This is a genomic window from Actinomadura chibensis NBRC 106107 (assembly GCF_001552135.1).
GTDB classification, from domain to species: domain Bacteria; phylum Actinomycetota; class Actinomycetes; order Streptosporangiales; family Streptosporangiaceae; genus Spirillospora; species Spirillospora chibensis.
The window spans coordinates 17,467-38,098 of sequence record NZ_BCQP01000080.1 but is presented as its reverse complement, the minus strand read 5'-3'; the positions used below and the strand labels follow the sequence as shown (position 1 = coordinate 38,098).

The window sequence follows — 20,632 nt, the reverse complement described above, 5'->3', positions numbered from 1 at the left end:
GAGACGCCCGATGGGACAGTCGAGCCACGGACACCGACCGAACACCCCCCACGGCCTGCGTGCCGCGCTGACGACGGCCCTGCGCGACGTGCCGTTCTACGCGCGCCTGTGGAGCGAGACGGCCGGACGCGTGCCCGCCGAGGCGCCCGACCTCCAGGAGTGGCCGACCTGGTCCGTCGCGGAACTGCGCGCCTCCATCGCGGCGCGCCCGCCGTTCGGGGACCTCTACGTCGAGGAGGCCCTCGCCGATCTGGCGTTCGTCCACTCCAGCACCGGAACGACCGGCAAACCGCGCATCTTCCCCGTCCCCCGCACGGACCTCCCGCGAATGGAGCAGGTCTACCGGGAGCACATGGAGCTGATGGGCATCCATTCCGGCGACATATGCGCGATCACGCTGACCTTCGGCCTGCCGCGCGGCGCGTGGTCGTGCGTCCAGGCCGCCCGGGCGGTGGGCGCGACCGTCCTGCCGCTCAGCAGCGGCAAGGTCACCCCGGCCGAGAAACTGCTCGACGTGGTCCAGACCGTCGGCGCGACCGTGCTGCAGGGAGCGGGCTCGTACCTGACCTACCTCACCCGCAGGGCGCGCGAGCTGGGGTTCGACACGCGCGCCTCCAGCGTCCGCCTCCTCCTCACCAACGGCGAGGCCCTGAGCGCCGAGAACCGCCGCCACCTGGAGGACGCCTGGCACGCGCCGGTCGTCATGAACTTCGCGTCGACGGACCTGAGCTGGGTCGCCGCCGAGTGCGCGGCCAGCAGCGCCCGGCACGGCGCGCTCGGCATGCACGTCACCAGCGGCGTCGTCCCCGAGATACTCGACGAGCGGCGGCGGCCGGTCGGCGACGGCGAGTACGGCGAACTGGTGGTCACCTCGTGGCTGCGGCCGTCCAGCCCGCGGATCCGGTTCCGCACCGGCGACCGGGCCGCCCTCACGCGCGAACCGTGCCCCTGCGGCGAGACCTCCGTGCGGATCCTGCCGATCCAGGGCCGGGTCGACGACGCCGTGCGGTTCCACGGCCAGACGATCTGGGCCTCCTCGGTGGAGGACGTCCTGACGTCCAGCCTGGGCGCCCCCGTCGACTTCTTCCTCGAACACCGCGAACACCCGGAGCGGGGCTCGGTGCTCGCGGTCAAGCTCCCCAACGCGGTCGCGCCCTCGGCGGGCGACGGCCTCGCCACGACCTTGCAGCGGACGCTGAACGTGCGTTTCCTCGTGGAGTTCATGGACGACGCGGAGATCGTCGAGAAGACCGGCGTGGCCGGAACGGGGAAGGTCAAGCGCGTGTTCGACCTGGTGGGCGGCCCGGATCAGGGCCGGGGGCACGTCAACGGAGGCTCGTCAGCGCGCCGGTGAGGACGTCGGGCCGCTCGATGTTGACGAAATGCCCGACCCCCGGCAGCAGGTGGCACCGCCCGTCGGACACCGCCCCGGCGATGATCTCCCCGGCCCGCCACGGGCACGACGTGTCGCGCTCACCGACGAAGACGTCCACCGGCGCCCTGACGCCCGCCAACCGGGGGGTGAGCGGGTCCTCGTGCATGGAGGCCATCGCCCGAGCGCCGTTGGCGTAGCCCTTCCCGTCGCCGATCGCCGCGAGCCGGGAGGCGAGCTGCTCCGCCCACCCGGCCGGCGGCCGGTCCGGCACGTTGGCGGTGAGGTTCTCGGACAGGCTCGCGCGCGCGAACTCCGCTCCCCCGGCCTCGATGCCGTCCGCGCGCGTCCGGAAGCGCTCGGCGGCCCGGCGGCCGACGACGCTCGACGTGCAGACGGGCACGACGTGTTCGACCAGCTCCGGCTCCCGGGCGGCGGCCGCCAGGACGACCGCGCCGCCCATCGAGAAGCCCACGCACACGCTCGGACCGACGGTCCGGAGAAAGCCGAGCAGGTCGTCGGCCAACTGCCGCAGCGTGCCGTCCGCGCGCCCGAGCCGGGTGCGCCCGTGGCCCCGGACGTCGACCGCGAACGCGGGCCGGGTCTCCCCGATCACGCTCAGCTGCGCCGCCCAGGACGCGGAGTCCTCCCCCAGGCCGTGCACGAACACCCACGGCACTCCGCTCCGGCCGCTCCCGGCATGCCGGTAGCCGACCGCGATGTCGTCGACCCGCACGACGTCCACGTCGATTCGCATAAGGCCCGTCCCTCCCCGCCCGGACAGACCAGTCTGGTAGAGCGACCAGCCCACCCGTCAAAGGGCCTTGCGGCATCGACAACACCGCGGGAACGGCGTGGTCGGTCCGGGTCCGCGGGCGACGTGCCGGGCTCGGAGCGCTGTCTCGCCGGGCCGGGCACCGGCGCCGATCCGCCGCCGGATGCCCCGGCCCGGCGCACCACCGCCGTCCGGCGGCTCCACCCGCGAGCGCGACCGGCGCCGAAACCGCCGAAACACGCCCGGGAAGGTCAGCCGGAATTCTCCGCCGTCCGGTGGATTATCGACTTAGCCGAGCATTTACGAACAGCGTTTCCAGGCGAAGAGATATTTCGCGCTGCCGTGGGTGGAGTCCATCGACAGGTAGCTCGGCCTGGCGTCGTCGGAGCTTCCCGCGTCCACCCGGACTTCGGTGTTGATGTTGAGGTTGCGCTCCTCGCCGCAGTTCTTGTAGACCGCCTGCTGCGGGGTGATCCTGTCCTGGAACTCCCATCTGCCGCGGTACCAGCCCTGCAGCTGGTGGTTGCCGATCTGCCGGGTCGTCGGGTCTCCCTGGAAGTAGACGTTCGTCAGCTGCGTGCCGGACGCCCCCTCCCGCAGCCTGGCGTAGCCCTCGTGGTCGAGGCCGGTGATGCCGTAGGTGTAGTCGCTCGGGGCGTTGACCCGCAGGTTGATCTGGCAGTTCTTCCGGGAGTCCGTCGGCGGCGCGGCGCCGCCGGCCGAGGCGACGAAGTCGCTGTAGGAGACGGTGAAGGCGGTCCGGTCGTCGGAGAGGTCCACCGACCACGTCCCGGGCCGGCAGCCGGAGCCGTTGACGGTGACCACGTCGATGCTGACACCGTCCGGCGCGGCGGCGGGGGCCGCGGTCGCGGAGGTGGCCGTCAGGACGGGCAGGCCGAGGACGCCCGCCAGCACGATCGCCGTGCGCTTCGCATTCATCATGGATATGGTTTCCAATTGAATCGGGGTTTTCCGTCGCGACCCTGTCGGCCGCTCCGGCCATTTGCGACGGTATGCCCCACTCAGAAGCGGATCAACTTCGTCTTTTTCAACGCATTTTCTGTCTTGACAACTGTTCAACAACCGCGCCGCGGGCTTCCTGGCGGCGTGCTCACACGCGTCCCGCCGGCCCCAGCCGTCCCAGCGCTTTAGAAGGGTGGGCTCGCGGGCGGCGGAGAGGGCGTGCCCCGCCGCCGTCACGACGGCGGGGCGGGGTGTCCTAGTCGATGACCGGGCCGGAGACCTGGGTGTAGCCGCCGAACGGCGGGCCGCCCGTGGTGAAGGCGAGCGTGCCGGCGGGCTGGCGGGCCAGCAGGTACTGGGTCGTCGGGCCCCCGTTGGGCTGGAGGGTGAAGGCCGCCGGGTTGCCGGTGACCGGTCCGTCGACGCGCTGGAATCCGAGGTAGGCCCCGGTGCCGGAGTTCTGGGGGTTGACGTAGACGGCGTTGTCGCCGCCCCGGACGTACAGCGCCCGGGAGGTGACGGCGATGTCGCTGGTGGCGGTCACGCCGTCCAGCGGTTTCCAGGGGGCGCCGATGGTGAACAGGTCGCGGGTGTAGACCCGGTTGTCCTCGCCGCGGGCGAAGATCTCCAGCGCGTTGATCGGGTCGCTGTCCCGGATCGCGATGTCACTGGTGACGCGCATGTTGTCGACCGCCTGGAAACCGGAGGCGCCGGTCGGGCTGATCTGGTTGAGGTAGACGCGGTCGTCCCCGCCGCGGACGAAGATGCGGACGTTGCCGCCGATGGTGCTGATCAGCCGTCCCGCGGTGATGTCGCTGGTGATGAACCCGCCCAGGCTGCTCCACCCGGCCCAGGCGCCGTTGCGGCGGACGTTGGTCCACACCGCGCCTTCCGGGCCGCGGGCGAAGATCCGCACGGTCCCGGCCGGTTCGTCCGCCGGGACGATCGACTCGACCTCCCCGGTGACGGTGATGCCGGACACCACCGAGTAGCCGGTGACGGCGCCGGAGGGCGCGACGTGGTTGGCGTAGACCTGGTTGTCGCCGCCGCGCACGAACAGGTCGGTGCCGTCGGACGTGGCCACCGCGGACGGATCGCCGACGATGAACCCGCCGAGCGACTGCAGGGCGGTGAAGCCCGAGCCCGAGCGCGCGGCGTAGAGCAGCGCGCCGTCGGCGCCGCGCACGGCCACCCCCCGCGCCGTCTGGTTGGCGAGCCGGTCGTAGGCGACCTGGGGCGTGCTCAGGTTGGGCAGGTCGGCGGCGTAAGCGGGAGGCGCCGCCACGGCGCCCGCTGCGGGCACGGCGCCCGCGGCGGGCAGGGCGAGGGGCAGCACGCCGGTCACGGCGGCCAGCGCGACACCCGCCCTTACGGTTCTGCGGAGCCAGGAGGAACGTTGCATCAGGGAGTCCCCTCATCGCATCGGAAGTGACTCCTATTCGCCGTCGAGGGGCTCCTGGATGATCGAGCCGCCGGTGCTCGGCGGCGGGCGGCGCTATCCGGTCGGGGGCGGGGTGTCGGTCAGGGTGTCGAAGCGGAGGCCGCTGGAGCCCTCGCCCCGGCCCACGCCGCGCCGGGCGCTGAGCCACAGGACGACGCGGCCGTCCCGCCAGCGGGTGCGGTTGAAGGCGACCGACAGGCGGGTGCCCGCCTGCGGCACCTCCTCCTCGTTCACGAAGTACTGCTTTCCCGCGTCGAAGCCGTGGCGAAGCAGGGTGGTGCGGGCCGGGACGGGCCTGCCGTCCACGACGCCGGGCATCGCCGCGCGCTGGAGCTGGATCTCCCGGTTGTCGCCCGGGACGTGCACCGGGATGAACGGGATCCAGTGCTCGGGGATCGTGTTCATCGCCTGGTAGGAGATCGGGGCGCGCGGCGGGTCGGCGGGCGGCGAAGGCGGCGCGTGGCGGCGGCGGAAGCGGAGGGCCTCGGCGGCGGCCTCGCCGCCCCGGCGCGGTTCGCCGGTCGGCATCCGCACGGTCTGCTCGATGCCCCAGACCAGGTTGGCGTTCTCGTCCCGGATCAGCAGGACCTCCTCCAGCGGCGGGCCCTCGGCGACCTTCGGGACGCTCGGCGGCAGCAGCAGGTCGGTGTCCGCGGGGACGTGCGCGGAGCCGATGGTGTCCAGGGTGAACATCGACCAGCGGCGCCGGTCCTCGTCGTCGCCCGCCCCGGCGGGGGTGATCCAGAGCTTCTCGCCGAACACGTCCGTGACGACGAGGCCGCGGATCTTGTTGATGGTGCCCGCGGGCAGGTCGCAGGGCAACTGGTACCAGTCGTTGCTGAACACCAGCGCGAATTCGAGGAAGACCAGCCGCGCGAGGTCGGTGCTGTCCGGGCGGACGGCGGCGAAGTTGGTGCGCCCGTCCTCGATCGCCCACCAGCGCGGCAGCGGCATGCCCGAGTAGCGGACCGGGGCCGGGAAGACCGTCCGGCTGAGCGTCTTCTCGGGCGGCCTCGTCCCGCCGAGCGGGGCGCCGGGGTCGACGGAGAAGGCGTGCCAGTCGAGTTCGCCGCCGGGGTACTCCTGCGCCGTGACGACCTTCTCGGCGCCGCCGGGCACCGAGGCGGAGACGGAGAAGCGGTGTTCGAGGCGGCGCGGGTCCCAGGCGGCGTCCCCGTCCGGACGGTCGGCGGTGATCCCCGCGGGCTGGTCGATCAGCGCGTCGAACCAGGCGACGAGCCGCGTGCCGAGGTTGTTGAGCGTGGTGCGGTGCAGCAGCCCGTTGATGCCGTCGGCGGCGTTCCCGCCGTCCTTGACGTGCCGGTAGAGGAGGTAGCCGTCCATCCGGCGTCCGGCGATCGTCTGCATCGTCGCCCACACCTCGGGGTGCGCGAGCCGGGCGGTGTCCTCTTCCCGGGGGTGCTCGGCGTCCGGCAGTTCGATGGGGTACTTGTCGACGTACTGCTTTTCGAAGCGGAAGAGGTCGAGCCCCAGCAGGTTGTTCTTGCCGAGCAGCTTCAGCCACCGGTGGCCGATCATGAGGCGGAGGTCGAAGGCGATCTCCTCGGCGCCGAACGCGAACGGCAGCGGCCGCCGCTCGGCCACCGTCTCCAGCGGCCGGTCGGTCGGCAGGTCCTCGGGCGGGCCGCCGGACGGCCGGAACCTGCTGGGCCGGGACGGGCCGACCGAGTAGGTGGCGGTGACCGGGGAGCCGCCGTCCGTCCCGCGGAACTCGCCGAGCTGCCACTGCCGGGTGAGCATCCACAGCGGGTCGCGGACCTCGACGCGCAGCGCCCGCTCGAAGTCGGTGGTGCGCGGGCGTCCCTCCAGCCGGTTCCACACGCCCACGGTCGGGTGCAGGCGCCGGGCCAGCTCGTCGGCGAACGTCAGGGGGACGGGGTTCGGCTCACTCATGGACGGCCTTCCAGCGCAGGTTGGCGATCGCGAGATCGGTGCTGACGGTGATCTGCCGCCGGGTCGCCGACATCACCGTGGCCGGGAGCAGGTGCGCGTACGGCGTCCCGTCGAGGTGCCCCGGCTCGACGGCCCGGGTCTTCGCCAGGTCGAACGTCTCGGTGATCGCGTCGAGCAGGTCGGCGGGCGTCCAGCGCCCGGCAGGGTCGCGCACCGGCGGGACGACGAGGAGCATCGCCTGCGGCGGTTCGGCGTCCGGCCCGTCGTAGTGGACCGCGATGCCGGTGGTCTCGCGCTCGGCCGGGATCACCTCGGTCCATTCGTCGAACACCAGCCCGCACTGGTCGCCGACGAGCGGGGCGGTGTAGTGCGCGGTGAACAGCAGCCGGTCCTCGGCGAGCTGGTCGGGCAGGTTCGGGTCCTTCGCGAACTCCAGGGCGAGCCAGTGGTCGCCCGCGACGTAGGGGAACTGGACCGGGGTCAGCGGCGGCTCCTTCCAGCCGAGGACGCCGAGCAGCCCGCCGGGTCCGAGCAGCCCGCTCGCGAGCATCACGGCCTTCTCCCACAGCCGCGGCTTCTCCCGGACGCGGGCCATGCCGTGCAGCCAGTCGTCGACCGGGAAGTCGCGGGCGGGCGTGAGGTGCGCGACGAGCCTGTCGCCGTCGTTGCGCGCCTTGCTCCACTGCTGGAGGAGCGGGCCGGGCGGGGTGAACTGGGGCACGGCCAGCACGTCCTCGCCGAGCAGCGCCTTGAGCGCGTCGACCGCGGCCTGCACCCGGTCGGGGCCGGGGATCGCCTTGTCGTAGACGGCCAGCGCCTTGGTCGCCGCGTCGGCGCGTTCGGACAGCTCGTCCTTCAGCTTCCCGGCGCGGGCGAGCAGCTCCCTGCCGTACGCGACGACCTGGTCCCCGTACGGCGCGAGGTCCAGCCCGGCCGGGTCGACGTCGGTGAGCGGCAGCAGCGCCGCGACCTCGGCGAGCAGGCCGCTCAGCGTGGTCTTCTTGGTCTTGGCGATCCGCTTCACGTCCTGGAGGCGGTCGGCGAAGCGGGCGCGCAGGCGGCCGACCCGGTCGCGCAGCTCGCGCGGGGTCGCCGGACGCGGGCCCGGCTTGGTGGTGAGCAGCCCCTCGGCCTGCTGCAGGATCTTGAACCGCTCCTCGGCGGGCGTGGACGCCGGCAGGTGGTCGTACTGGTCGAGCAGCGCGTCGGCGGCGGCGAGCGCGCGGGCCATCCGGTCGGCGACCTCGGCGACGGCGGCCAGGACGGCGGCGAACACCCCGCGCCGCCACTGCGCCAGCTCGCCCCAGCCGCTACGTACCAGGCCGAACCCGCCCGCCGCCACGGCCAGCTTCGCGTACCGGGTGAGGAACGTGTCGATCCCGCCGACCAGCGCGGCCCGGTCCGGGTCCGCGCCGTCGGGGTAGAGGGCCCCGAGGTCGGAGATGAAGCCGGTGACGTCGTCGCGCAGCCCGGTCAGGGCCTTCAAGACCTCGGCCGGACGTTCCCGGGGCAGCGACACCGCGTCGTCGGCGGACCGGTCGAGCGGCGCGCTCCCGGCGGCCGGGACGAGGTCGCTCGGACGCAGCGGCCGCGCGCTCGTCAGCAGCGTCCGCAGCGCCGCGACCAGCGGGGACAGCTCGAAGAAGCCGATCTTCCCGGCGAATCCCGGGCCGTTCTGGTCGGAGATCCGGGTGGTGTACTCGATCGTCAGCTCGACGTCCGGGCGCGGTTTCGACTGGTCGACCACGACGCCGAGGATCCGGTCGTCCAGGTCGGTCATCGCGGCCTCGTCGGCCGGGCGCAGCGCCCAGAGCAGGTCGATGGGCTCCAGCCCGGTCTCCTGCTGGGTGACGAGCCGCTGCTTCTTCGTGCCGTCGTCCGGGTCCCGCCAGGTCACCAGCGCGGCCACCGCCGTGGGGTTCGGCAGGACGGCGGGCAGCCACGCGTTCACCCCCGGCTCGGCCATGCCGCGCGGCGCGCCCCGGCCGGGCGGACGGCCCGCCATGAGCTGGAGGCCGAGGCGGTGCGTCAGGGTGGTGCCGCTGCGCGGGGTCTCCACGACGGACGGCTCCGGCGCGACGCCCTCCTTCGCGTACGCGTCCAGCGTCGCCGAGGCGCGTTCGGGGTGGCCCTGCAACGCCTGGTGGGTGCCCTCGGCCACGGCGAGGTCGGCGAGCGCGTCGCGCACGTCGCGGAGCGCGTCGATCTCCTTGCCGATGTCGCCGGCCACGTCCGCGTCGGCCGGTCGCAGGTCCGTGAAGCCGAACGGGTAGTGCCGGTCGGCTTCGGGCAGCGCGTCCACGTGCCTTAGCAGCGCCAGCCCGTCGATCACGTTGCGGGCCTCGACCTGCTCGACGCGGCGGGGGCGGGCGGGGTCGTCCGGCGCCGGGACGGTCTCCTCGATCTTGTTGGCGCGGAGCGGGAACTTCAGCCGGAGCCCGGCGATGTACCGGTCGAGGCCGGCACGGCGGTCGTGCAGGCCGCGCTCGAAGCGGTAGCCGAGCAGCGCGCCGAGCGACTGGCCCTGGCGCATCCCGTCCAGGATCGTGAGGGCGAGCCGGACGCGCTCGGAGCTGAGGTTCACCGCGAACGCGCTCGTGTCCGGCGTCCTGTTGGCGAGGTATCCGGCGCGCAGGACGGCGGCCGTGCGGGCGTGCGCGGGCGACGGCGTGTGGACGTAGCCGCCGTTGGCCGGGTCGACCGGGATCGGCGCGGTGCCGAACACGGTCGCGAGGTCGGCGGGCGGCGTGACGGGGGCGGTCTCGCCGCTCGTCCGCCGGGCAACGTTCTCCAGCCAGCCGTACGCGCCGAGATGGACGCCGCGCCGCGGTGCGTCCGTGCCGCCGGGGCCGTACCGCAGTTCGGCCAGCCGCTCGTTCGCCAGGCCGAGCCGCCAGGCGTCCAGCCGGTAGGTGGCGCAGTCGACGTGCTCGGCGAGGACCCGCTCCAGCCGCGCGGTGGGCAGCCCGGCGAGCAGGCCGAGCGCCCTGATCTGCTCGTCGAGTTCGGCGGTGGCCGGGTGGGTGCCGAGCACCGTGCGGATGTACTCGTGGACCAGCACGGACTGCCCGCCGGTCATCGCCGGGTCGGTCGAGTACAGCGTGCGGTACCGGCTCTCGCTCGGGATCGTCTGGCCGGGCCTCGGGATCTTGACGTGGACGAACGGCGCGTCCCGCGGGTCGGGCGCCGCGACGCCCGGCGTGGCGAGGGCGAGCCGCCTCGCGGCCTCCGCCCAGCCGAGCAGCACCGCGTGCCGCGCCAGCAGGTACAGCAGCGCGGACGGCGGCAGGTCGTCGAGGAAGCCCTTCTCCTCGCGCACCTTGTCCAGGTCGTCGCGGGCGTTGTCGGCGAGCCAGCTCAGGTAGTTGCGGCGGTCGCCGGTGTAGGCGCGGATCGGGTCGGTCTCCGACAGCGGGCGGTCGTCCACCAGCGGCGCCAGCAGCGGGTGGTGGACGTCGGTGAACAGCCGCCGCAGCAGGTCGGGGTCGGCCGCCGGGTCGCTCGTCGGACGGCCCAACCGGGCGAGCAGCGCGCGGATCGGCTGCGGCATGGCCAACTGCCGTTCCAGCGCGTCCTTCACCTGGGGGCCGAGGGCGCGGAGGTTCTCGCGGTTGAAGATGTCCTCGACGCTCTGCGCGTACCGCTGGTGGAACTCGGCCGACGTGGGGTGCAGCGCCAGGATGTCCAGCAGCGCCTGGTGCGGGTCGTCGCTCGTCCCGTCCAGGTGGGCGACGTGGGCGAGCGCGCCGTGCCAGTCCTTCGCCGCCTCCGCCAGGACGGCGTTCAGCGCCCTGCGGTGCTTCGCCGTGTCCGGCCAGGCCAGCCGGGAGAACACGGTCGTCGGCAGGATGCCGTACGGCTGGCGGCCGATCTTCACGGCGGAGAGCGGGCCGCGTCCGGACACGTGCTGGACGAAGAACGCCCTGGTCTGCGCGATCTGATCGTCGGTGAGCACGCCGTTGAGCAGCGACCCGAGGTAGTAGCCCCAGGTCGCGGGCCACAGCGCGGTGTGCGCGGCCCGCGCGTCGCGCCGGTCGGCGCCCTCGGCGTTCGGCACCCCGGCCAGCACCGCCGGGTCGAGGCCGAGCAGCTCGGCGAACCACTCGCCGTCGGTCTTCGTCGTCCAGTCGGCGGCCGTTGCGGCGAACCCGGCCGCCGTGGCGAGCCCCGCCTCGGCCTCGGCCTTGGCGTCCTGACCGGCCGGGGCCTGCTCGGTGTTGTTCGTCGGCGTGCCCTGCGGCAGCAGGCTGAACCCGGCCGGGCTGCGGAGCTGGCGGGTGAGCAGGGCGCCGAGCGCCGTCGCGGACTGCTCCGGCGTCGCCTGCTCGCGCAGGCCCAGCACGACGAGCCGGTCGACGCCGTTCTGGAACGCGGCCTGGAGGGGGATCCGGATCCCCATCCCGGCGTCGACGGCCTCGGTGAAGTCGGTCAGCCAGCGCAGCGCGGGCGGCACGGTCAGCGCGCCCGTGGTCTCGTCGATCCTGAGCTGGTTCGCCGCCGTCTCGCCCGGGTCCGGGCTGACCGCGAGCTCCGGCCGCACCGGGCCGCCGGGCTCGGCGAACACCTGCGCGCCGTTCACGTACCCGAACGCGACGAACCGGTCGGGCAGCAGCGTCGCCTTCGCGGCGACAGTCCAGGATTGCGGCGCGATCTGGTCGGCGGCGGGCGGCGGCAGCACGAGGAACGACACCACGACGTCGTCGCCACCGGTGACGGGTGCGCTGTCCACACCCTGTGGACGGCGGGCCCGGATCGCGTCGGCCCGCGTCTTCCCGACCGCCGCGAGCAGCGCGACGTCGGCGTCGCGCAACTTGGCGCGGTCGCCGTGCGCGCGCCAGACGGCCGTCCAGTACGTCACGGCGGGCTGGCGGTCGTTCGCGGCGGGCGGCGCGGCGCTGACGATCACCAGCACGGTCGTCGTCGGCGGCACCCCGGTCGGACGGTCCGCCGGGTTGGCCGGACGGTGCCCCTGCAGCAGCCATCCCGCGCGCCCGGCCGGGACGCGGGCGACCAGCTCGTGCCAGGCGGCCCGCTCCCCCACCTCCGAACCGCCGGACGCCCAGACGCCGGTCCAGTAGGCGTCCAGCGCGGCGAGTTCGGCGCGGGTGGGACGGGGCTCGAACTTGTCGATCGCCCACTCGTCGGGGAACACCCGGACGAGCAACTCGGTCCGGGTGAACCGCGTCTCCACGCGGACCGGGCCGAGCAGCACCGGGAAGTCAAGGCTTAGGACGGGCATCCGGCAGCATCTCCTGCGCGTGTACGGCCACGAGGACCGGTGCCTGGAAGAGGATGTAGGCGACGTCCGCCGAGCTGATGTCGGACCGCCAGCCCACGAGGATCTTTTCGTCGTCCCGGCGCTGCTCCGCCTTCTCCTGGTCGTCCTCGTCGCCGTTGAACTCGGCGAGCTCGACCTTGATGTCGGCGTCGAACTGGATGAAGCGGTGCCGGTCGTGCGGGTCCACGCCGTCCCAGGTCAGGTCGTTCCACACCTCGACGGGGACCGGGCCGCCGGGCTGCGCCTCGTCCACGCCGAACCGCGGCTCGCCCGGCCGCTCCTTGATCACGAAGAACCAGCCGAGGTCGCCGCCCCGGCCGCGCGCCTCGTCGGCGTCGAGGTCGAAGCCGAGCAGGTAGACGTCCGGCTCGACCTTGGCCTCGTAGATGGGCAGCTTGACCAGGTCCGGCGGCGGGGGGAGGTTCTCCGGGAGCGGCGCCGGCTCGCGCTCGCCGCTGGTGTCGGGCACGCCCCGCACGACGGGCCAGACGGCCTTGTGCGCGTAGATCGCCGCGTTCGGATACTTCTTCAGCAGCTCGCCCCGGATCAGCAGCACGAGATCGTTCTTCCGGCGGCTGTTCCCGCCCAGCGGAGTGGCGGTGCTCCACTTGTGGATCGGCGGGATGTCGTAGAGCCGTTCGCGCCGTTGCGACGGGGATTCGTCCGGCTGGGGCAGCGCCGCCCGCGGGTCCCAGAACTGCCGGAACGGCGTGCCGCGCATGTCGGTCGGGAATTCGCGCCAGAGCATCTCCCGCGCCATCTCGTGGTTGAGCCCGACCAGGTACGACTCGATGAACCGCCGGTTGTTCTCCAGCAGGGTGATCGAGTTCGGCGGGATCAGCCCCAGGTTCGGCACGAACGTGTCCACCGACATCTTCAGCAGGTCTTCGTACATCGGCATGTCGAACACCGGGTAGGCCATGACCTCGGTCAGCTCGGTCAGCGCGCCGCTCACCGGACGCAGCCGCTCCGGCAGGTCCATCGAGGCGATCAGGTTGTCCACGACGGTCTTGTCCGAGCGCAGGCCGGTCACCATGTCGGTGGTCGCGTCGACCACGCCCAGCTTCGGCGGGTCCTCGACGTGGCCGCCCGTCGCCGCGTCGTCCCAGCCGGAGTAGAGCTCGCGCAGCGCGCCCTTGAACGCGGCGGCCTCCGCGCTGTCGTGGTCCCCGACCGGAGTGGTGGCGGTCTCGCCGTACTCGCGCAGCTCGAACAGCGGGTTGAGGGCGAGGACGTCGACCGGGTCGCCGGACGGCTTCGGCGGGAGCCGCGCGTCCAGCTCGGCGGGCGTGACGACGGCCGCCGGGGTGCCCTTCGGGGACGCGGCCGTGGCCCGCAGCTCGTCGATGCGCGAGACGAGCGTCTCGGCGGGCCTGGCCTCCGGGAAGTCGAGCGCCCTCATCAGCCGCGAGCCCGGCCGGGTGATCCGGCGCATCGCAGGGGACACCGGGGCCGTCGCGACCCGGCTGCGCGCGACCTTGAACCCGACCGCCAACTGCTCGCCGAGGTCGGCGACACCCGCCACGGCCTCGGGTGCGCGTTCGACCACCCGTCCGTGCGCGGGGGCGGTCAGCGTCAGCGTCCTGGCGGAGGGCAGCGGCGGCGGCTCGGCCGCGGCGGCGAGCGGCGCCGCGGGGACGGCGGGCGGTTCGAAGTGCTTGGCGTGCAGGCGGTTCCCGACCTCGCGCGCGAGCTGCGCGGCCCGGATCCGCTCGTTCGCCCGCTGCGCCTCGCCGAGCTGGTTCCAGGCGGCGTCCATGAGCTCGTCCTGCCGCTTCTGGACGACCTGCGCCCCGAACTGCGCGGCGACCCGGAACCGCGGGTCGAGGTTGAGCCGGTGCACCCAGTCGCGCAGGACGGCGTCGCTCACCGGGTGGCCGTCGCCGTCGACGAGGAGCTGCGGCGTCAGCGCGTGCCAGCGCCCGTACAGCGGCGGCGTGATCACCGGGTCGGGCTGCGCCGCGAGGTCGGAGACGTGCGGCGCCAGCGCGGCGTTCGCCGCCGTCGGCGCCTGGTGCTGGTACGCCTCCGCCAGGTTGATCAGCCCGGCCATCGCCTGCTGCCACTGGTTCGGGTACTGCGGCGCGGGCGGCGGGCGCAGCTTGTAGTAGTTGTCCCAGTTCTCCCAGTCGTCGGGATGCTCATCGGAGTCGGGCAGTTGCAGGGCGCCGCCGAGCCGCAGGACGCCGTCCGGCTGCGTCGGCGTCGTGACGCCGGGCAGGCCGAAGCCGGGACTGCGGTGCGCGTCCATGTTCCGGCGGCCGACCGGCTCCTTGGCCTCCAGCGGCTTCAGCAGCCGGACGAGGTACTCGAAGTCGCCCACCTCGCCCGTCGTGAACGACCAGCGGTGGTAGTAGGGCAACCGGCCGGTCGCCACGGTCTGCGGCACGCCCCAGCTCGGCGTCGTCGCCGGGATCGCGCCCGGCGCGAGGCCGAGCCCGGCGCGCCGTCCCGTCTCGAACGCGGGCACCAGGAACGCGTCGTACGTCGTCTTCGGCGACAGGTGGCGCGGGCAGACCACCCGGGAGCACGCGCTGTCGGGCGCGTCGCGCAGGACCCGGCCGAGGTTCGCCAGCGCCGCGCCCATGCCGTCCGGATCGTCGATCGCCAGCGGGACGTCCAGCTCGCCGTTGACGTGGACGTGCGCCCACGCCCCGAGCTCGGCGGCCGGTTGCAGGGCGCGCGGGTCGGTGACGGCGATGGACGGCAGGGGCCCGCCGCCGGGCTGCTCCTCGAACTCGGTCCCGGCCAGCACGATCAGGGCGAGCCAGGGCGCCAGCCGCTTCGTGCCGCCGTCCGGCGGGGCGGGGCTGTACCGCCACGGGAAGACCTCGTCGTAGAACTCGATGTGCGCCAGGTAGTTGGGCTCGAAGGTGGCGATGGACGGCAGCGGCTCGACCCGCGAGATCGCCCGCGGGTCCACGCCGATCACGTCGCCCGGGCCGTAGATCTGCAGCCGCTGCTCGACGAGGCGGCTGGACGGGTCGTCGCCGTCCTTGAGCGCGTCCCCGGTCAGCTTCAGTCGGACGTTGATCGTGGCGCGGGGCGCGGTGCCCGGCGGCTCGGTGATCCGCGTCGTCAGACCGGTCCGCAGCCAGGGCAGGAAGGAGTACGCGGCCGCGCTCACGAACCGCTCCCGCGCCGCTCGGACGACCTGGTCAGCTCGGCGCCCTGCCCGGCGGCGGCCGCGAGCCCGGTGCGGGCCACGCCGCCCGCGACGAGCACCTTCGCGCCGGACGCCGCGGCGGCGAAGCCCCACCGGCCCTCGGCGAGGCCCGCGACCTTCGTCCACGCTCCGGCGGAGTACTCCAGGGCGCTGCGGTAGCCGGCCTCGTCGCGGAGGTCGTCGGCGCCGCCGACCACCAGGACCTTCCCCGAGCCGAGCGGGACCGCGCGGTGGAAGGCCCGCCCGGCGGGCATCGGCGCGGTCTCCTGCCAGCTCCCCTGGGTCAGGTCGTACACCTCGGCGGTGGCGCGGGCGAACGGGTCGAAGCTCCCGTCGCCGGGCGCTCCGGGCGCGCGGCCGCCGGCGACCAGCACGCCGGTCGCCGACAGCGCCGTCGCGGTGTGCGCGCTGCGCGGATGGCGCAGGCCGCCGGTCGGCGTCCAGGTCCCGGCGTCGGCGTCGTAGAGCTCGCAGAACGCCAGCGCCGGGTCGTCGCCGGTCCCGACCGGGACGCTGCCGCCGCAGACCAGCACCTTCTTGCCGTCCTGGAGGGCGACCGCCGTGTGCCCGGTGCGGGCGTCGGTCATGTCCTTCGCCGCCGTCCAGGTCCCGTCCGCCGGGTCGAACAGCTCGGCCGAGCGCACCGCCATCACCGTCCCGCCCGGCCTGGCGGTACTGCCGCCCGCGACGAGGACCTTCCCGTTCGACAGGAGCACCGCGCTGTGGCCCCAGCGGGCGGCGTTCATCGGACGGGCGGTCGCCGTCCAGGTGCCCTGCTCCGGGTCGTACAGCTCGGCGGTCGCCAGCGCGGGCGCCCCCGGGCCGCCCCTGCCGCCGGTCACCAGCACCTTCCCGCTCGGCAGCAGCGTCAGGGCGTGCAGTTGCCGGGCCGTGCCGAGCAGGACGGGCGCGGACCAGGCGCCCTGCTCCAGGTCGAACACCGCGCTTTGCCGCACGGCGGCGGACGCGGCGTCCGCGCCGCCCGCGACCAGCACCTTCTTGCCGTCCTTGAGGACCACGGCGGCGTCGTGCTGGCCGGACCAGCTCACCGCCGCGACGTAGTCCGGAGCGGACGACCACGCGTCGGCGGCCGCCGGCGTGGCAGCGGTCATCACGTCACACCCTTCCTCAGGGGAGGTAGATCTCGGCGGTGGCGGCGAGCTCGGCGGGATCGGGGCCGGGCGCGGCGGCCCCGGCCAGGGCCAGGCCGCCCGCCACGAGCACCCGGCCGTCCGCCAGGTCGACGGCCGGGAAGTCGAAGCGGCCGGTGCCCAGCGGGCCGGTGGCCGTCCAGGTCCCGGCGCCGGGGTCGAAGACGACGACGTCGCGGTAGCCGGTGGTCGGGCTGGGCCGTCCGGTTCCGCCGACCACGACGACACCGGCCGGGGTCAGGACGCCGCGGTGCCCGCTGCGTCCGCCGCCGGGGAGGTCCGCGACGCGCGTCCAGGCGCCGGTGCCCGGGTCGTACAGCTCGGCGGACGCCAGGCTGTCCACGCGGTACGGCACGGACGGCACGGCGTCTCCCCCGGTCACCAGCACGCGGCCGTCGCCCAGCACCGTGGCCTGGTGGCCCTTCCGCGGCGTGAGCAGGCTGCCGGTCGGCGTCCACGTCCTGGACGCCGGGTCGTAGATCTCGCAGAACGCGAGGGCGCGCTCGCCCTCGCCGGTCGGCAGCGCGCCGCCGATGACGAGGACCTTGCCGCCGACCGGCACCGCCTGGTGGCCGGTGCGGGCGCAGCCCATCGGCGCGACCTCGGTCCAGGTGGCGGTGTCCGGGTCGTACAGCTCGGCGGACGCGAGCGCCGCGCCGCGCGCTCCGGTGCCGCCCGCGACGAGCAGCCCGTCACCGATCGCGGTGGCGGAATGGCCGTGCCTGGCGGTGTGGAGCCTGCCCTGCGGGGTGCTCCAGGCGGCGGCCACCGGTTCGAAGACCTCGGCCGAGGCCAGCGGCGCGTCGTCGGCGCCGAGCCCGCCCGCGACCACGACCCGGCCGTCGGCGAGCTTCGTCGTGGTGTGCCGCCGCCGGGCCGTCGCGAGCGGCGGGGTCGCGTCCGCCCAGGCCGCCGCGACCGGGTCGTACAGCGCGGCCGTCGCCACGGCCTTCCCGGTGGCGTCGGCGCCGCCCGCGACGAGCACCCTGCCGCCGGTCAGCCGGACCGCGTCCGCGCCCGCGACGGCGGACGGCGGCGGGCTCGCCGCCGACCACGTCCCCGGCCGGGCCGCCGCGCCCCCGCCGACCTCGGCCTGCGGCAGCACGTGCAGTTGCCCGGCGAGGCCCGGGTCGGCGCGGACCCAGTCGGCCATGGCGTCGGCGGCGGTCGCCGCGCTGCGGAAGCTCGACGTGGTCGAGCCCGTCGCGACGGGCGGGAACGCCTGCCGGTTGTTGCGCCGGTAGGCGACCACGAAGCGGTCGCCGGTGACACGGACGGTCTCCTCCGCCGGGAAGGGCTGCCGCAGCCGCGCCTCCCGGCGCGAGAGCGGCGAACGCGCGGTGCTGCTCCCCTCCAGCAGTTGGCCGAACACCGCCGGGGGCGGGCTGTAGAGCTTCGGCCTCCGGCGAGCGGCGGGGGCTTCTGCGGCCGCCATGCGCGCGGCCGGTCTCGGTGGCCTGCTGTCGATGATGTGCATCTCGTAGCGCGCGCTCCGCCGGACGACGCGCGGCGAGGCGATCGCGCCCCGCTCGGCGGTCAGCTCGATCCCGGCGTCCTGCTTCTCGTAGGCCGGACGGGACAGCTTCGCCGCGTCGTCCATGTCCTGGAACTGGGCCATGGCGAACTGGTCGTCGGTGACCGACACCCGCTCCAGCCCGCTGCCCGGCACCGGCGCGACGCCGAACCGCTTGCCGTCGCTCGGCCGCTGCGCGCCGACCCGGTCGATCCGGACGTCGAGCGGCACGGCCCGCTGGTGGATGAACAGCGTGCCGAGCGGATGCAGCACCAGCTCGTCGCCCTCGGGCAACTGGCGCAGCGTGACCAGCGGGTTGGCGCCGCCCGCCGGGAGCCGCGTCTGCCAGCCCTCGGGTTTGCGGACCTCGCGCTCCAGCAGTTCGAGCACCGCGACCGGCGGCAGCGTGGTGGTGCGCTCCTCGCCCCAGGAGATGTCGAAGTCGGCGGAGATCTCGAAGAACAGCAGGGAGATCGAGCCGCGCCCGTGCGCCCGCCACGGCGACGGGCCCTCCAGCTGGAAGCGCAGGTCGATGCTGAACAGTCCGACGCCGAACGCCTTCAGCGAGACGCCCGCGGAGATCTCGATGACGAACGCGAACGGCGAGAACCGGAAGAGCGCGTCGAAGGCGAGGTGCCCCTCGATGCCGAAGTCGTCGAAGCCGAGCCGCAGCTCCGCCTTCGCGCCGAACTGGGCGGTGTTGCTCGTGACCGCGAAGTAGCCGGAGACCCGGATCAGCCGTCCCGGCGCGTTCAGGATGTCCAGCGACACGCGCGGCGGGATCGGGAACGGCAGCGGCGGCGGTTTGAACGACGGGTGGAACCCGCCGACCGAGAGGACGAAGTCGGGATTGTCGCCCATGTCGATGAGCAGGCCCATCCCGCCGTCGATGGTGATCGTCAGGACGCGCGAGTCGACGAGCTGCGCGTAGAACCACAGCCGCGACTTGTCGACCTCGAACGCGCCGATGAAGTTGACCTGGAGCTTGAGCAGCGGCACGTCCTGGCTCGGCAGGACGCACTTCAGCACGCCGAGGATCGCGATGTTGCCCGGCGGGATCTCGACGATCACCCCGAGCGAGACGCTGACCAGGGTCGGCGTCCCCCAGCCGATCTTCGCCATGGGCCCGACGAGGAACCGGCCGTCCTCGGGCGGGAAGAACTTGCGCAGGTCGCTGATGATCCGCGGCGCGTTCGCGACCACGTCGCGCGGGAACATCACCGACTCGATCGCCCCGCTCGCGACCCCTTCGACGAGCGCCGCGAGGTCCATCCTGCGGTTCAGGCCGAGGATGCCGCCGACGGCGAGCAGCGTGAAGCCGAACCCGAGCTGGATCCCGCCCCCGCCGAACTCGGCGGTGAGGACGATCAGCAGCGAGAACCCCGGCCTGCCGTCCGGCATCCGCGTGCTGATCAGCCCGATCGCCTTGACGTCGATGAACCCGGCGAATTCGAGTTCCAGCGCCCCGGAGTACTCGCCCCGCTCCGGATCGAACGACAGGTAGCCGCCGCCCTTCACGATCCCGGCGTCGATCGCGAGGCCGACGCCCTTCGGCGGCTTGAAGCCGAGCGCGAAGTCGACCGGGCCGAGGTTGCCGCCCCCGGCGGGGAAGCGCGGCGTGGCGACGATGCCGATCCGCTCGACCGACGCCTGGACCGGCCCGAGCGCGCCCTTGAAGTCGGTGGACACCTCGATCGGCAGCGAGCCGTCGGCGGGCAGGCCGACGCTGAGGTGCAGCGTCGTGACCTCCAGCGGGCCGAGCTTCAGGTGCAGGGGCAGCGCGAGTTCGAGCGTCTCGCTGCCCTCCAGCCGGATCCCGGCCGAGGGCGTCCACAGCAGCCGCAGGTCGAAGCCGGTTTCGAACCTCGCGCCGACGAGGGTGCCGATGAAGCCGTCCGCGCCTGAGAGGTCGATGACCAGGTGGCCGCCGGTGACCTCCACCTGGGCGGACGGCTCCGCCGTGGCGGTGCCGTCCGCGCTCGCCGTGGCGTTGAGCGACAGCGCGAGGCGGGCCGTCTCGACGGTCAGGCCGCCGAGCCGGGTGTCGCCGAGCACGGTCATCGGCTCACCGGCCTTGCCCACCGTGAACGCGGCCGTGGCGCTGAGCGCGGCCGAGGGCGCGCCCTGCGGGGGGACGATCGTCACATCCAAAGTGGGGGAAAGCCGCACCTCCGAGCCCGCGGTGACCGTGCCGTCGACGCCGACGCTGAACACGGTGCGCTCGCCGAGCGGGAACTGCTGCGTCGCCTTGCCGGTGATGCCGAGCCGGGTCGGGAAGGCGAGGCCGCCGTCGCGGACGCCCACGATGAGCCCCGGCCCGATCAGGACGGCGCCGACGCCGCCCGCGCCGGTGGCGATGTAGGAGCGGTCGAGGCGGTCGTCCCCGGTGTCGAGCAGCCGGGCGAGCAGTTGGAGGAGCACCTTCCCGTCGAAGCCGGGGGTGCCGAGGCCGTAGGCGTCGCGGAGCAGCGACAGCGGCTGGCCGAGGAAGCGTCCGATCCTGTCCCAGCGGATCGTCCAGGAGAAATGCGGCGGGAACATGGGGTCGGCCGGGTCGCCCGGGACGTCGAGCCCTTCGAGCAGCCCGGCCGCGGCGAGCAGCATCGTGGCCTTGGGCAGCCGCACGCGTAACCGGTCGACGATCAGCCGGGTGACGATCCGGCCGGGCAGGCCGCTCAGCAGCGCCTCGGCCCGGGCGCGCTGCGCGGGCGTGATCGACGGCGAGTTCAGCGCCGCCGTCACGCCGGTCTGCATGTTCGCCAGCCCGGTGAGGACGGCGTCGATCCGCTGCGCGACCGCCGCCCCGTTGGACGTGATCCCGATCGAGTCGTCGACCTTGATCGCCACGTTCAGCGCGGTGACGAAGGCGCCGAGGTCCTCCACGGCGCGTACCGTGTCGGCGGCGGCGCTCGCGAGCCCGGCGAGCGCGTCGTCGTTGATCGCGACCCCGAACTCGACCAGCAGCTCGCCCGGGTCGGCGAGGGCCGCGGCGAGCGGCAGCAGGGCGTCGCCGATCAGCGCCGCCACCCGCTCGAACGTTCCGGCCTCGCTCATGACGC

Annotated in this window: 9 protein-coding genes; 1 reads left to right on the top strand and 8 read right to left on the bottom strand. The window is 74.0% G+C overall.

Annotation, left to right across the window (positions count from 1 at the left end; translation table 11 throughout):
• Positions 1-10: 10 nt before the first annotated feature.
• Positions 11-1,354 carry a phenylacetate--CoA ligase family protein gene (locus ACH01S_RS38220; RefSeq protein WP_067904188.1) on the top strand — a complete coding sequence of 448 codons (1,344 nt, stop codon included), beginning with the start codon at positions 11-13 and terminating at the stop codon, positions 1,352-1,354.
• On the opposite strand, the gene ACH01S_RS38215 is transcribed toward ACH01S_RS38220, so the two are convergent.
• From ACH01S_RS38215 to ACH01S_RS38180, 8 genes are all read right to left on the bottom strand, one after another.
• Complete coding sequence (locus tag ACH01S_RS38215; protein ID WP_067904184.1) at positions 1,326-2,129, bottom strand: alpha/beta fold hydrolase; 804 nt, start codon at positions 2,127-2,129, stop codon at positions 1,326-1,328. The genes ACH01S_RS38220 and ACH01S_RS38215 overlap by 29 nt on opposite strands.
• A gap of 318 nt (positions 2,130-2,447) precedes the next feature.
• Positions 2,448-3,089 (bottom strand): DUF4360 domain-containing protein, encoded by a 642-nt coding sequence (locus ACH01S_RS38210; protein ID WP_067904180.1) that lies wholly within the window; start codon positions 3,087-3,089, stop codon positions 2,448-2,450.
• Between the two features lie 277 nt (positions 3,090-3,366).
• Complete coding sequence (locus ACH01S_RS38205; RefSeq protein ID WP_148344502.1) at positions 3,367-4,512, bottom strand: DUF8189 domain-containing protein; 1,146 nt, start codon at positions 4,510-4,512, stop codon at positions 3,367-3,369.
• Between the two features lie 93 nt (positions 4,513-4,605).
• Complete coding sequence (locus ACH01S_RS38200) at positions 4,606-6,465, bottom strand: hypothetical protein (RefSeq protein ID WP_067904176.1); 1,860 nt, start codon at positions 6,463-6,465, stop codon at positions 4,606-4,608.
• On the bottom strand, positions 6,458-11,704 hold the full coding sequence (locus tag ACH01S_RS38195) for a hypothetical protein (protein ID WP_067904173.1): 5,247 nt from the start codon (positions 11,702-11,704) through the stop codon (positions 6,458-6,460). Before ACH01S_RS38195 ends, ACH01S_RS38200 begins: the two co-directional genes overlap by 8 nt.
• Positions 11,685-14,870, bottom strand: coding sequence for a hypothetical protein (locus tag ACH01S_RS38190; RefSeq protein WP_067904232.1), 3,186 nt, complete (start codon positions 14,868-14,870; stop codon positions 11,685-11,687). Before ACH01S_RS38190 ends, ACH01S_RS38195 begins: the two co-directional genes overlap by 20 nt.
• Positions 14,867-16,021 (bottom strand): Kelch repeat-containing protein, encoded by a 1,155-nt coding sequence (locus tag ACH01S_RS38185; protein ID WP_067904171.1) that lies wholly within the window; start codon positions 16,019-16,021, stop codon positions 14,867-14,869. The genes ACH01S_RS38190 and ACH01S_RS38185 overlap by 4 nt, the downstream gene beginning before the upstream one ends.
• A gap of 16 nt (positions 16,022-16,037) precedes the next feature.
• On the bottom strand, positions 16,038-20,627 hold the full coding sequence (locus ACH01S_RS38180; RefSeq protein ID WP_067904167.1) for a DUF6603 domain-containing protein: 4,590 nt from the start codon (positions 20,625-20,627) through the stop codon (positions 16,038-16,040).
• Positions 20,628-20,632 lie beyond the last annotated feature (5 nt).

What these genes read in the sequence shown, in the direction of transcription:
- ACH01S_RS38195 (WP_067904173.1), bottom strand. Translation starts at nt 11,704, where the DNA reads ATGCCCGTCCTAAGCCTTGACTTCCCGGTGCTGCTCGGCCCGGTCCGC.
- ACH01S_RS38215 (WP_067904184.1), bottom strand. Translation starts at nt 2,129, where the DNA reads ATGCGAATCGACGTGGACGTCGTGCGGGTCGACGACATCGCGGTCGGC.
- ACH01S_RS38205 (WP_148344502.1), bottom strand. Translation starts at nt 4,512, where the DNA reads ATGCAACGTTCCTCCTGGCTCCGCAGAACCGTAAGGGCGGGTGTCGCG.
- ACH01S_RS38180 (WP_067904167.1), bottom strand. Translation starts at nt 20,627, where the DNA reads ATGAGCGAGGCCGGAACGTTCGAGCGGGTGGCGGCGCTGATCGGCGAC.
- ACH01S_RS38220 (WP_067904188.1), top strand. Translation starts at nt 11, where the DNA reads ATGGGACAGTCGAGCCACGGACACCGACCGAACACCCCCCACGGCCTG.
- ACH01S_RS38210 (WP_067904180.1), bottom strand. Translation starts at nt 3,089, where the DNA reads ATGATGAATGCGAAGCGCACGGCGATCGTGCTGGCGGGCGTCCTCGGC.
- ACH01S_RS38185 (WP_067904171.1), bottom strand. Translation starts at nt 16,021, where the DNA reads ATGACCGCTGCCACGCCGGCGGCCGCCGACGCGTGGTCGTCCGCTCCG.
- ACH01S_RS38200 (WP_067904176.1), bottom strand. Translation starts at nt 6,465, where the DNA reads ATGAGTGAGCCGAACCCCGTCCCCCTGACGTTCGCCGACGAGCTGGCC.